General features: G+C 37.2%; 10 protein-coding genes, 2 pseudogenes and 1 other annotated feature. Of the genes and pseudogenes, 5 read left to right on the plus strand and 7 right to left on the minus strand.

The window, feature by feature from the left end:
- Positions 1-189: 189 nt before the first annotated feature.
- A complete protein-coding gene (gene xylF / locus FB379_RS09405; protein ID WP_144597800.1) occupies positions 190-1272 on the minus strand; it encodes a D-xylose ABC transporter substrate-binding protein in 1083 nt (360 codons plus the stop codon).
- A gap of 177 nt (positions 1273-1449) precedes the next feature.
- Between xylF and FB379_RS09410 the strand changes: the two genes are divergently transcribed.
- Positions 1450-2577: an ROK family transcriptional regulator gene (locus FB379_RS09410; RefSeq protein WP_235600464.1), complete on the plus strand. Its 1128-nt coding sequence runs from the start codon at positions 1450-1452 to the stop codon at positions 2575-2577.
- A 376-nt stretch (positions 2578-2953) separates the two neighbouring features.
- Here the strand turns inward: FB379_RS09410 and FB379_RS09415 are convergent.
- Positions 2954-3475, minus strand: a pseudogene (locus FB379_RS09415) (IS3 family transposase); the annotation flags it as partial.
- 266 nt (positions 3476-3741) lie between these two features.
- Positions 3742-4037: a binding site (T-box leader), on the plus strand.
- 59 nt (positions 4038-4096) lie between these two features.
- Between FB379_RS09415 and FB379_RS09420 the strand changes: the two are divergent.
- The 4 genes from FB379_RS09420 to FB379_RS09435 are packed head-to-tail and all read left to right on the plus strand — an operon-like array spanning position 4097 to position 8131.
- A complete protein-coding gene (locus tag FB379_RS09420) occupies positions 4097-4966 on the plus strand; it encodes an SAM hydrolase/SAM-dependent halogenase family protein (protein WP_094244298.1) in 870 nt (289 codons plus the stop codon).
- A 30-nt stretch (positions 4967-4996) separates the two neighbouring features.
- Entirely contained in the window at positions 4997-5551 is a 555-nt protein-coding gene (locus FB379_RS09425; protein ID WP_144597802.1) for an ECF-type riboflavin transporter substrate-binding protein, read from the plus strand.
- A 50-nt stretch (positions 5552-5601) separates the two neighbouring features.
- The gene (locus tag FB379_RS09430) at positions 5602-7332 is read left to right on the plus strand and encodes an ABC transporter ATP-binding protein (protein ID WP_144597803.1); all 1731 of its coding nucleotides are present in this window, start codon (positions 5602-5604) and stop codon (positions 7330-7332) included.
- Positions 7304-8131 (plus strand): energy-coupling factor transporter transmembrane component T family protein, encoded by an 828-nt coding sequence (locus tag FB379_RS09435; protein WP_144597804.1) that lies wholly within the window; start codon positions 7304-7306, stop codon positions 8129-8131. The genes FB379_RS09430 and FB379_RS09435 overlap by 29 nt, the downstream gene beginning before the upstream one ends.
- Before the next feature lie 452 nt (positions 8132-8583).
- On the opposite strand, the gene galE is transcribed toward FB379_RS09435, so the two are convergent.
- From galE to FB379_RS09460, 5 genes and pseudogenes are all read right to left on the minus strand, one after another.
- Positions 8584-9573, minus strand: coding sequence for a UDP-glucose 4-epimerase GalE (gene galE, locus FB379_RS09440; RefSeq protein WP_144597826.1), 990 nt, complete (start codon positions 9571-9573; stop codon positions 8584-8586).
- 289 nt (positions 9574-9862) lie between these two features.
- Complete coding sequence (locus tag FB379_RS09445) at positions 9863-11239, minus strand: sugar phosphate nucleotidyltransferase (RefSeq protein WP_144597805.1); 1377 nt, start codon at positions 11237-11239, stop codon at positions 9863-9865.
- A 22-nt stretch (positions 11240-11261) separates the two neighbouring features.
- Positions 11262-12389: a glycosyltransferase family 4 protein gene (locus FB379_RS09450; RefSeq protein ID WP_144597806.1), complete on the minus strand. Its 1128-nt coding sequence runs from the start codon at positions 12387-12389 to the stop codon at positions 11262-11264.
- An 849-nt stretch (positions 12390-13238) separates the two neighbouring features.
- Positions 13239-13536: pseudogene (locus tag FB379_RS18765) on the minus strand (IS110 family transposase); the annotation flags it as partial.
- A 63-nt stretch (positions 13537-13599) separates the two neighbouring features.
- Positions 13600-14283 (minus strand): hypothetical protein, encoded by a 684-nt coding sequence (locus FB379_RS09460; RefSeq protein ID WP_144597807.1) that lies wholly within the window; start codon positions 14281-14283, stop codon positions 13600-13602.
- Positions 14284-14319 lie beyond the last annotated feature (36 nt).

A 14319-nucleotide genomic window follows, 5' to 3' on the forward strand; every position in this document is an offset into this window, starting at 1 on the left:
GGGAGCTTTCCCATACACGCCAAGTTAGTGAAATAACTCTTTCTTTTTCGATATTTCAATCGCATTAAGAAAAGAAATTGAAACGCGAAAGGATAAAAGAACACTGATGCTGAAAAGAGATTTTCTTAACTTGATAGCTCTGGGAAACTTCCTCCCATTTTATACGCTTTGTTATGATTTAAAACCTGACTATGGACGTGGTGGACGTTCACTTTCTGGTACATTTTTATATACTTCATCGTAAGAATGGAACCCATCCTTGATTACTGTATCAATAAGATTTTCTTTATCCACTTTAATTGGATCTAATTTAATAAATGGGACATCTACTTTTCCATTATTTATTGTGGAATCGGATGTAACCTTCTCACCTTTTGCCAATTGAACAGCAACTTCCGCACTCTTTGTTGCAATGGCTTTAATAGGTTTATAAATTGTCATAGACTGTTTTCCTTCCGCAATGCGTTGGACTGCTGCCAAGTCAGCATCTTGACCGGAAATAACAACCTTCCCTGCTAAGCCTTGAGCTTCAAGGGCTTGGATAGCTCCTCCAGCTGTACTATCGTTTGATGCTACAACTGCGTCAATGTCATTATTATTAGCTGTTAATGCATTTTCCATAATTTTTAACGCTTCGTTTGCGTCCCAGCCTTTCACCCATTGATCCCCTATAACTTCAATATCCCCTTTATCGATAAGCGGTTGAAGAACATTCATTTGGCCTTCTCTAAACATTTTTGCATTGTTGTCTGTTGGAGAACCACCCATTAGGAAATATTTTCCTTTAGAAACTTTTTCAACAAGATACTCTGCTTGCATTTCACCCACTCTAACGTTATCAAATGATACATAGGCATCAATTTCTGCACCATTTATTAATCGATCGTATGCCAAAACGGGAATACCTTTACTTTTTGCTTGCTCAACAACGGTCGTTAGTGAATCTGAGTTGATGGCAATAATAACAAGCGCATCAATACCTTGTGAGATCATATTTTCAATTTGTGATAATTGTTTTGCTTCATCACCATTCGCGGATTGAACTAAAACCTCTGCTCCTAACTCTTTCGCTTTTTCTACAAAAAAATCCCGATCATGCTGCCAACGCTCTAATGTTAAATCTGATACAGATAGTCCAATGGTGAGTTTACCTTTTTCGCCTTCGGAATTCTTGTTACCGCTTTCATCGCTGACATCTTGACCACATGCTACTAACGCAAATACTAATAGAAAAATAGAAAGAATGAATAGAAAGCCCTTACATTTCCTCACAAAGGGAACCTCCTCTTCTAATAAATATAAATTTTTTTACAATTCAATCTTATCACCGAAAACTTAGTTTGTCTACACAATAAACAAAGTTTGTTATATAATTTTGCTATATCATTTATATTAAGTGAAGAAAGGACTGAAGAACCTTTGACCATAACTACTTGGAACCAACAAATCGTGAAAAAAAAGAATAAAGAAATCGTACTTAGAACGATCATCACAAATGCTCCCATCTCACGTGCAGATATCGCGCAACACTCAGGTCTAAATAAAGCTACAGTTTCTTCGTTAGTCAATGAATTAATCGAAGAAGAATTCATTTATGAGTCAGGGCCTGGAGAATCTAGCGGAGGAAGAAGACCGGTTATGCTGCTCTTTAATAAGAAGGCCGGTTACTCCATCGGATTAGATATTGGTGTGAACTATATTTTAGGAATTGTAACTGATTTAGAAGGCAACGTGGTGTACGAAAAACATAAATCAATACACAATCTTTCCTTTGACGAAATTATTCATTTAACAATAGAAACGATTAAAAACCTTATCGAACATACACCTCAAAGCAGGTATGGGGTTATTGGGATCGGAATTGGCGTACCAGGTATTGTAGATAAAAGCGGAAAAGTATTGCTTGCCCCGAATTTAAAGTGGAAGAATGTCGATTTGCTGGACATCATTTATCGTGAATTTGACTACCCAATCATTGTTGAAAATGAAGCAAATGCGGGCGCGTATGGAGAAATTCGATTTGGAGCTGGTGTAAATTTCCATAATGTTATCTATATTAGCGCAGGAATCGGTATTGGGGTAGGTATTATACTGAAAGGAGAACTATACAAGGGGATGAATGGCTATTCTGGTGAAAGTGGACATATGACGATTGTAGTCGATGGAGAAAAATGCCGGTGTGGGAATTCTGGTTGCTGGGAAGCTTATGCTTCTGAGCATGCATTACTCCATCAAGCGAAACATATTTTACCAGACGCGACACTAGAGGAGCTTATCAAAATGGCCGAAGAAAACAAAAACGTTAAAGACATTTTTCAGCAAATTGGCTCCTACTTAGGGATAGGTATTTCCAATTTAATTAAAACATTTAATCCACAACAAATCATTATCGGAAATAGGCTAGCTAAGGCGAAACACTTAATCGAGCAACCAACTATAAAATCCATTAACGAGCATACATTAGATTTTCACCAAAAAGACTTACAAATAAACTTTTCAAAACTATCGATTTACTCCGCAGCACTGGGAGTATCAGCATTTGCGATTGAAAATTTTCTTTCGATTGGAAAGGGTTAAAAATAAATCTTTATTTAAAAAACAGAGCATGGGCTTCCTCAAGTGAGTTGAAGATTATTTTTTGTAAGCAAAAAACAGGCAGTTTGATTGAGAAACAAAGATTAGTGTATGAATACAAGTACTAGACCTCATTCGTTCAAGCGAGGTCTATTTTTTGTTTTATGATTGTTTTTGTTTGTCACCTATGTGTTTTTAATATCGGTTACATATTTTATTCTCAGAAGTTTGTCTTTGAGGGATTCTGATATTAGGTCAATAAAGTAGACACAAAAATTTATAAATTTTTTTCGCAGCTACCGCGCTATCACTTGGTAGCCTTTTAAAAATAATTACGACGTTGTCCTAATTATTTTTAAAGGTAAATTTTCGGGTCTAACTATAATATGCTAATTAAGCTCCTTTTTTCGTACATACGTTCGTATTCAGATGGTGAAAAATACTCTGTTGCGGAGTGAATACGTTTATTATTGTAAAATATTTCTATATACTCAAATATGCTCTTTTTTGTTTTATAACGAGTCTGATAAATTAGTTCTTTTTTAATTATCCCATGAAATGATTCAATACAAGCGTTGTCATAACAATTTCCTTTGCGGCTCATGCTACATTTCATTCCGTATTCCATTAGCTTAGCTTGATAGTCATTTGAAGCATATTGACTCCCTCGATCAGAATGATGGAGGATAGAACCCTGTGGCTGTTGACGCTGATAGGCTTGCTTTAATGCACTTAACACTAGCTCCTTTTTCATGGAACAGTCTATATGCCAGCCGACTATTTTCCTTGAATACAAATCCATAATACTAGCTAGATAAAGCCAACCTTCATCCGTTGGAATGTATGTGATATCAGCTACCCATACTTCATTTGGTTTCGTAACAGTAAAATGTTGGTTTAATGAAGCATATCTGCGTTTTCAAGCCCACTACGGGTGAAGTACAGCCGTGCAAAAGGTTGTTCACTATCCGAACCAAGTTTGTTCTACATACGCACAAACATATTTCATTCGACCTAAATCTTTTCCACATCAGACCTTCCACATCAAGCCTAATATCCAGCACTCCGCACCAAATCCCCACCACATTCCATACTTTTCGTATTCCAACGCTTGACATGTTCGCAGCGGTGATTATAATTAATTAAAAAATTGTTAATAATTTTCTTACAATAACTATGAAGAGGAAAAGTAAGGTTCAGTTATTTTTCACAGAGAGCTTCGATAGCTGAGAAGAAGCAAAAATACGAACCCGAACAATGGCCTCTGAGTTGCGTGCTGAAAGTATTATTTTCGTGTTTTATCCCAATAAAGCACGAAGGTACAAGTAGGTTCCGCCGAGTTTGGTACTCGTTACAAATACCACAGTATGAAGGGATTAAGCCCGTAGTACTGGCAGAGGCTGTCTTGTGCGAGCAAACAGTGAAGTAAGGTGGTACCACGTGAGCAAAACCACGTCCTTATCTAATTAGTAGATAAAGACGTGGTTTTTTTTATAAAACAACAATGTATGGGGGAAAATTTATGAATCGTTTTTTAGTTATTCAAACTGATTTTGGATTAAGCGATGGAGCTGTCAGTGCAATGTATGGAGTCGCTTTGAATGTTAATCCCAGCCTGAGGATTTTTGATTTGACCCACGATATTCCCCAATATAATATTTGGGAAGCGTCTTATAGGCTGTACCAAACGATATCGTATTGGCCAAAGGAGACGGTATTTATTTCTGTTGTTGATCCGGGTGTCGGTTCAGAACGGAGAAGCATTGTTGTGAAGACAAAATCAAACCAATATATTGTGACACCCGACAATGGAACGATCACACATATAAAGAAGTATATTGGGATCGAAGAAGCAAGGCTGATCGATGAAAAGGTAAACCGGCTGCCAAATTCCGGGCATTCTTATACCTTCCATGGACGTGATATTTACGCTTATACCGGCGCACGGCTTGCATCCGAAGTGATTACGTTTGAACAGGTGGGGCCGGAAATTCCAATCGATTCGCTAATTGAACTGCCGGTTTTAGAAGCCTATATTCAAAATGGTGCGATTAAAGGGAATATTGATATACTTGATGTCCGCTTTGGAAACTTATGGACCAATATTGATCGCAGCTTGTTTCAGAAGTTAGACGTAGATTACGGAGATTCTTTTGAAGTAACGATTGAAAATGAAACAAGACAAGTATATAAAAATATTATGACGTTTGGCAGATCATTTGCGGATAGTCATTTGGGCGAGCCTTTGCTTTACGTCAATTCGCTCGACAAAATCGGTGTGGCAATCAATCAAGGATCATTTGCGAAGGCCTACCATATTGAAGCAGGTGCCAAATGGAAAATCACTATCTGCAAAGTACCGAATTTCGTATATAATGGAAATTCAATATAATCATAAAAATAAAAAAAGGAGAGGAAGTTCATGAAAGAAAACAATCTATCGATCAAAACAATCGTAGCAATCGGAATTGGAGCAGCTGTCTTTGTTATTCTGGGAAGATTTGCGTCCATTCCAACAGGGATACCAAATTCCAATATTGAAACAACTTATGCATTTTTAGCACTTATGTCAATTATTTTTGGGCCTGTCGCAGGCGGTTTAATCGGACTTATCGGTCATGCGTTAAAAGACTTAATATTTTATGGATCTATTTGGTGGAGTTGGGTTGTTGTCAGCTTGCTTGTCGGATTTTTAATTGGTCTGGCTTCCAAAAGCATCGATATCGAATCTGGTGAATTCGGCACTAAAAAAATTATTACATTTAATATTGTTCAGGTGATTGTTCAAGCAATCGGCTGGTTCCTTGTCGCACCTTCTCTTGATATACTGATTTATGCTGAGCCAGCAAATAAAGTCTTCCTGCAAGGATTAGTTGTTGGAATTTCCAATATGGTAACAGTTGCCGTCATTGGAACACTTCTTCTTTTACTCTATGCAAAAACACGCAGTCAAAAAGGAAGTCTTGATAAAGAATAAAAGCACATTGTGAGTTTTGACAACATATTTACTTACAGGAGCTTTTACGAATGAGAAAACGAGTGATTGAATTTCATAATTTTAGCTTTAAGTATTATAGCCAAAAAAATCCAACATTAAAAAATATTCATTTAAACATTTACGAAGGGGAAAAAGTTTTAATCGTTGGGCCTTCAGGATCTGGGAAGAGCACCATTGGCCACTGCATCAATGGTCTAATCCCCTTCTCTTATAAAGGAGAAATGACCGGAAGTTTAAAAGTAATGGGTCAGGAAACAAAGGAGTTAAATATTTTTGCTTTATCAAAAATGGTTGGTACTGTTTTACAGGATCCTGATGGCCAGTTTATAGGATTAACTGTTGGTGAAGACATAGCTTTTGCACTGGAGAATGATTGCACTCCGCAAAAGGAAATGTTCGAGATCGTAAAAGATGCTTCCAAAATGGTCGAAATGGATGATTATTTGCCTGCCTCTGTCCATCATTTGTCAGGCGGGCAAAAGCAGAGGGTTTCCCTCGCTGGTGTAATGGTTGACAAAGTGGATATCCTGTTGTTTGATGAACCGCTCGCAAACCTTGACCCCGCTACTGGAAAGTATGCAATGGCTTTAATCGACAAAATCCAAAAAGAAACGAATACAACCGTTGTCATTATTGAACACCGTTTAGAAGATGTTTTATATCGCCATGTCGATCGCATTATTGTGGTAAATGACGGCTCAATAGTAGCTGATATGAGCCCTGACCAGCTTTTAACAACTAACATTTTAGAAGAGACGAATATACGGGAGCCGTTATATATTAAAGCGGTCAAATATGCCGGTTGCAAGCTAACTGAAGATATGCATCCTGCTGATTTCAATCAGTTTAAAGCAGATTTATGCCGAAAAAACTTGTTGGAATGGTTTGAAGATTCAAATCCAAAAACGCCAAGTAAAGAAGGAAAACCAATTTTAGAGCTGAAAAATATTTCGTTTAGCTATTCACCAGGTCACGAAACGATAAAGGATGTTTCTTTTTCAATTAACAAAGGGGAAATGGTGAGCATTGTTGGAAAAAATGGAGCAGGGAAATCTACAATTACAAAATTAATTTGTGGATTTGAAAAGCCTTCCTCAGGGAGCATATTGTTTAACGGCAAGGATATAACAAACGAAACGATTAAAGAACGCTCGTTAAAAATCGGCATGGTCATGCAAAATCCAAATCATATGATTTCAAAACATATGATTTTTGACGAAGTAGCCTTAGGCTTAAAGGTTCGCGGCGTAGCGGAAGCTGAAATAAAAGAACGCGTCGACAATACATTAAAAATTTGCGGGCTGTATCCATTTCGGAATTGGCCGATTTCAGCATTAAGCTTCGGTCAAAAAAAGCGGGTTACGATTGCTTCCATTTTAGTGTTAGAACCAGAAATCATTATTTTGGACGAGCCAACTGCCGGACAAGATTTTCGCCATTATACTGATATTATGGAGTTTCTTGTTCAATTAAATCGGCAAGGCGTCACGATTATGATGATTACTCATGATATGCATTTAATGCTGGAGTATACAGAAAGAGCGATTGTATTTGCAGAAGGCAGGAAAATTGCCGATGACTCAGCTGTCAATGTCCTTTCTGATATTGACATCATCGAACAGGCAAATTTAAAGGAAACGTCTCTTTATAATCTGGCATTAAAAACAGGAATACCAGAACCGAGGAAGTTTGTGGAACGTTTCATAGAATATGATCGGGAGGTAAGGCAGGTTGGCAGCCGAGATGCTATCTTATATTGACCGAAAATCTCCTGTTCATCAGTTGACAGGTGTAACAAAGCTAATATGCTTTATCTTATGGTCGACTGCAGCTATGCTGACATACGACACTCGTATTCTACTATTTTTATTTTTAATTAGTATTCTCATTTTTATTATTTCAAAAATTAAATTTGAAGAGATATTGTTTGTTCTTGTATTTATTTTAGTATTTCTTTTCATCAACAATGTTGCCATTTATGTCTTTTCACCACAAGAAGGAGTAAAAATTTACGGCTCCAGCCATGTGTTATTTGAAATATCAGGAAGGTATAACGTCACATTGGAACAACTTTTTTACCAATTGAATATTACGTTAAAATATTTCACAGTGATCCCAGCGGCTTTGCTTTTTATTGTGACGACTCATCCGAGCGAATTCGCCGCTTCCCTCAATCGCATCGGTGTGAGTTATCGAATTTCGTATGCTGTTTCTTTGGCATTAAGATATATACCGGACGTACAGCGGGATTTTCGGAATATAGCACGCGCCCAACAAGCTAGAGGCCTTGACATGTCCCGCAAAGAAAAACTTCCTAAACGGATCAAAAATGCTGCCTCCATCCTTGCACCGCTTATTTTATCAAGCCTAAACAAAATTGACACCATCAGCAACGCAATGGAACTGCGCGGCTTTGGCAAAAACAAAAAACGCACATGGTATAGTGCAAGACCTTTCCAAAAAAGTGACTACTTTGCAATCGCTCTATTTACTATTCTGTTCATTGTCACCTTAATCATCACATTCCATGATGGAAGCCGGTTTTATAATCCGTTTTAAAAATACTCCTACTGATCGCATCCAGTAACGCTGTTTGTTGCTGGATGCGTATTTTATGAAAACATTTAAATTAGCCCAATTTTAGGGGTGGGCAGGTTGCTTCCATGGGCCCTAAGCTGGCAAGCCTTTTTTTTATGCAATCAAGTTCTGCATTTTTTGTTGCAGAACTCTGTATTTTTAATTTGCAATAAACACTCATGCGCATCACCTAAACAGAACTGCCCACATTTGTTACGCCAATCACTCCTAGTTCATCTTCCCATATTCGTGATATGGACATCAATCCCTTTATTCCTACACGTTTCTTCTTCATCCTTTTTCCTCCATAAATTTTTTACGAAAATATACCTGTGACGCATGGACTGCTCCATAACTGACCGCCAGCACGCCCTATTAACCAATTAATAGACCGAATATTCAGTTAACAGCGCCCATAAAAACAAACCGCCCCATCAAGGGCAGCTCGACCATTTGGTCCCTTTCCACTGATGCCATTTCCACGCGCTTTCGATGATTTGTTCCAATGAATATTCCGCTTTCCAGCCAAGTTCTTCATAAATTTTTTGCGAGGATGCGACAAGACGCGCCGGGTCGCCCGGACGGCGGTCAGTGTATTCAATGACGGCTTTACGTCCCGTGACTTTTTCACATGTTTCTATCACTTTTTTAACGGAATAACCTAAGCCGTTGCCGAGATTGTAAATAGCAGTTTTCTTTTTACCCGTCAACAATGCTTCCAGCGCTAAAATATGCGCCTTCGCTAAATCGGTAACATGGATATAGTCACGAATGCATGTCCCATCTGGTGTATTATAGTCCGTACCAAAGACAGAAATTTTGTCGCGCTGACCTAACAAATGCTGCAAGACAATCGGAATTAAATGCGTTTCTGGGTTATGGTCCTCGCCAATTTCTCCCGACTCATACGCCCCAGCCGCATTGAAATAGCGAAGGACGACATAGTTTAGCCCATACGCAGAAGCAAAATCCGCTAAAATTTGTTCGATCATTAACTTGGAACGGCCGTATGGGTTAATAGGATTTGTTGGGTAATCTTCCGTAATTAATTCGACATTCGGAATGCCATACGTTGCCGCAGTAGACGAAAAAATAAAGTTTTTCACATTATATTTCAACATTGTTTCTAGCAACGTTAAGGTAGCAGCAACGTTGTTTTGATAATATTTCAGCGGATTCACCACCGATTCGCCGACTAAGCTGTTCGCCGCAAAATGCATGACAGCTTGAATCGGGTATTTTTCAAAAATCGGTTCAAGATCCGCTTTGTTCCCTAAATCCCCTTGCACAAACACTGCTTGTTCATCAACTAAACGACGATAACCTGTGGAAAGATTATCAAGGACAATAACTTCTTCTTTTTCAACTAATTCTTTCACTAAATGACTGCCGATATAACCAGCTCCGCCGACAACGAGAATCATATACAATCCCCAATTTAATACGTTAACTATTTGATGGACTATTGTCATGACCGAGTTTTCTAATGCGGAAACAAGTTCTTCGCTCTCTTGTATGGATGCGCCGAATTGGCCAACACTCTCCCGTTTGCCCAGAAGGAATGTCATACCCGTACAAATCCCGCAATTTCGTACCGCTCCAGATGCGTTCCTAGAAAACAGAGTGCATGAAAATCGATTAAAACCCTTCTTTTTCTTTTACTAACAAAAAAGAAGCTGCTAGAAGAAACACATCCTTCTAGCAGCCGAACAATTATCTACTCGCAGATAAGCAATTTGCTTCTACTTCTTCCCATGTCATATAAATACGAACAATATCTTCTTCAATTAACTCCGTTCCTGTTTGTACTTCAATAAACTCTAAATCAGTAATTGCTTTAATTCCATGCTTAGCGCCAACTGGGATTTCAAGCACATCACCCGGTTTCACACGACGAATTTCTCCGTTAAAAGCAAATTCTCCTTCACCTTTAATGATGGTCCACACTTCACTGCGATGATGATGCATTTGATAACTTAAATTTTTCCCTGCTGTAACGCCGATTCGTTTTGTTAATACTTCTCGTCCATCTTCAAACTTCGTATAATCTAATACTCGATACCAGCCCCAGCGGCGTTCTTCGTACATTGGACGCTGATCAAAATTGTTCACTAACTCTTTAATTTTTGGGCTTTTTGCCTTATCTGCAACTAAAATCCCATCAGGACTTGACGCAATAATAGCATTTGATACTCCTAATACTGTCACAGGAATGTCTAGCTCGTTAATGAGGTGGGTATTTTCACAATCAACGCTAATAACACCTTTACCAATTTGGTTTGTTGCCATCTCTTCCGTTAATGTATTCCACGTACCAAGGTCTTTCCAATAGCCATCATATGGCAACACAACAATATGTTCTGTCTTTTCCACGACCTCATAGTCAAAGCTAATTTTCGGCAACTTATCATACTGCTTTAATAGCTCATCATATTGAGTTGGAAATCCCTTTTCTTGCAGCAAAGAAATAATATAGTCGAGTTTAAAAGCAAACACGCCGCAGTTCCAAAGTGCGCCTTGTTTAATTAATTCCGCTGCTTTTTTTTCAGTTGGCTTCTCTGTAAAATGACTTACTCTTAAATAATTGCTATCACTAGATTTGGAAGCTGGAACAATATAACCGTACTTCGCAGACGGATACGTTGGCTCGACACCGATTAACGCCAAATCAGTCCCACTTGCGAGTACGGTTTCTTCTAAATCTTTTACTCGATGAAAAAAGCGATCCTCCACATAAGGATCGACAGGCAAGACGGCGACAACTTCATTTAAATCGATTCCTTCTACACTATACAAATAAACCGATGCTAGAGCGATCGCTGGGAACGTATCGCGCCTCATCGGTTCAATAATAATCGGTACATCTTGACCTAATTGGCTATGAATCATATCGACTTGGGATTTGCTTGTAGCAATCACAGCGGAATCAGCTAGGTCGACATTTCCTAACTGACCCCATACACGCTGAACCATCGACTGCAGTTCGCTGTTTTGATTTTCTAACACTTTTAAAAATTGCTTTGAACGCGCGTCATTAGATAAAGGCCAAAGGCGTTTGCCGGAACCACCAGAAAGTAATACAAGCTTCATCGGAAACCTCCTAATTTTTTATCTACATATTTTCAAGCTTACTATTTACATAGTCTTCAAACTCTTTTCTAAATCTTTCTGGGGAAAAACACAACGCATTTTCACGACAATCTTCGTATTTAATATCACCTGAAATATTCTCAAATGATTTAATAGAATCAACTAACGATTTTATTGTCTGTTCTTCAAAAAATAAACCTGTTGGATTCTCAGTTTGTCCATATCCGCGAATCGTTTCTAATGCTCCACCTTTCCCATAGGCAATAACTGGAGTACCACAAGCTTGCGCCTCAACAGGTGTGATTCCGAAATCTTCTTCTGCGGCAAATACAAACGCTTTTGCCCGCTGCATATGGTCTCTTAAAACTTCAAAAGGCTGGTATCCGAGCAACTTCACATTAGAAGCAGCCTTTGCCTTAATTTTATGAAAATCCGGTCCGTCACCTATAACGACTAATTTTTTATCTGGCATCTGTGAGAAAGCTTCAACGATTAAGTCGATTTTCTTATATGGAACCATTCGAGAGGCTGTAAGATAAAAATCTTCTTTTTGATCGTGGAAAGTAAAAGCGGACACATCTACCGGTGGATAGATAACATCCGCTTTCCTTCGATACACTTTCCAAATTCTTCTGGCGATAAATTTTGAATTGGCCACAAAATAATCAACTCCATTGGACGTACGATAATCCCAATTTCTTATGTAATGAAGGATTGTCTTCGCGATCCAGCCTTTCATTCCTCGGTCTAATCCCGCTTCTTTTAAATATTGATGTTGCAAATCCCATGCGTAGCGGATTGGCGAATGAACATAAGAAATATGCAGTTGGTCAGGGCCGGTAATAACACCCTTCGCAACTGCATGTGAACTAGAAATGACAATATCGTATTTCGATACATCCAATTGCTCAATAGCCAACGGCATGAAAGGAAGATAGCTGCGATACTTTCTTCGAGCAAACGGCAACTTTTGAATAAAAGAGGTAGTAACCTGTTTATTTAAAATAAAACCTCTCTGATCTTTATCTATAAAGTCTACAAGGCTAAACAAATCAGCATCAGGATAAATCTTGAGTAATTGTTCCAATACTTTTTCAGCTCCTGCATAGATAACTAACCAGTCGTGGAGGATTGCTACTCTTTTTGACATAAAACTCCCTCAATCCTTATTCAAGATTATTTAAAATCAAAATTTTAATTTAGTTTAAAGAAAAATAAAGCAATATGACCGAATATTATAATCGGCTCAAAGTTATTAACAATAATAAAAAAAGGAAAACTTTTTCCTATTTTAATAAGTATAATTGATTACCTATAAATTATTGGTTACTGGTTTCTCTTGGTTACCTATTTCTAACCGATTTAGAAGCAAAATTTACAATGAGAGCTTTTCAGTTTATGTTCTCGATAAGAAATAGAACAATAATTAAGGCAGAAAAGATGCAATAAACATGTGATATCTGGTATAACCGATATCGCATACACAGTTTAACTTGATGAAAAACATCATGAGTTCCAAAGCAAGAACAAAGACAACTGACCCTATTATCATAAATTTTCGACGAAAGTGGACCTACTTTCATATCGGAAGGAGTATAATAACATTCGTGGTAGTGCCAAGTTTATGTATCTGACCTTACTTCTTTTCAATGGAATCATAATCACTAGAGGCTCAGCTAAACTTGATTTAATTAAGCAACAAAACAAAGTAAAAATAACTTTTTTGATGTCCAAGATATGCATTTAAATAACTCTACTGTATATATGTTACTATTTCCGATATTCCGATACGAATTCCTTATTTTCTATCAAGTTTGATATTTCTCTTCCCTCTATAAATATTGATTTATCAACGGTTTGACCGTTTTAGGGGTGTCAAAAAATATTTTCGACACGATCACTAACATAATTTTATAAATATGCGATTCTCTTACAGTTAATGGGTACGATCCGCGGTCGCTACTGGTTAAATATGGATGTAGCGATAGGTCTGTTTACGAGGGATCCCTCTTTCATCCAGGAAATAGGCCAGATTGAGCCAATAATGGCCTGTTGGCTCAATTCCGATGATGACTTCGGTTTTGCCGAATTCTTTCATAGCTGACAGGATGCACTGGTAAAACCCTTCAAAGCTTTGTTGGATTGTGCAACCGGGAAAGTCTTTTGCAGGATTCGGCCGCGATCATCGACAAAGCAGGCGTAATGTTTGCGTTTTGCAATATCCATGCCGACTCCAGCGTTTTTTCGGTGACTTGATTAATTTTGTGATTTTGAGTACAAGGGCTCTTTTTATGCAAGTTCCCGAAAAAGCTTCTAACAGGAATGCTCCTCTATTAAGCAATAATTTGTAATTAATAACATTATTTAATAACTTTAATTAATTCCTCTGATAATTTAATATGAAAATTTTTCCTAAAATGAAAACCATCTAAGTTATAATATTTTTTATATACTGAATAATCTAGATTTTTACTTAAAAAAATGTAATCCGGATAACTCTTTCTTAAAAAATCATTTATTATTTCTACATTTTTATTATGATATTCTCCGTACAAATGGTGATTAACTTTAAATAACGGCATTATTATTATCCTATCCGCAATTTTCTCTAGTTGTTCAACTAAAAAAGTTAATTTATCTTGAATTTCATTAATTGAATTATAATATTCCCTATAAAATCGAATCAATATTAATCTAAAAAAGAAAAAAGGAAGCCTTAGTATATAGCTTAAATTAAAAGAAGGAGGAATAGAAAATAAAGAATCTCTACAAAATTTTAAACCTTTATTTCTAAAATATTTCAAAATTTTATGGGGCATTCTAGGATGAACATCAGGATTACCAATTTGTAAAATTACAAAATCAAATTTCTCATCCCTATTTAATGATAATATCTTTTCAATAAAGTAATCTAGCGGTTTTCCTCCATAACATATCTTTTTTATTTTTTTATCTACTAAATTTTCACAAATTATAGAAACAAAAGATTTCACTCCGTAATCAGTCCCATGTGAATCTGATATAAATAAAATCTTATCAACCACTTTTTATCATCCTTATTAAAAGTTTCTTCTAGTTGT

The organism is Aeribacillus composti, from assembly GCF_007827555.1.
Classification (GTDB): Bacteria; Bacillota; Bacilli; order Bacillales; family Aeribacillaceae; genus Aeribacillus; species Aeribacillus composti.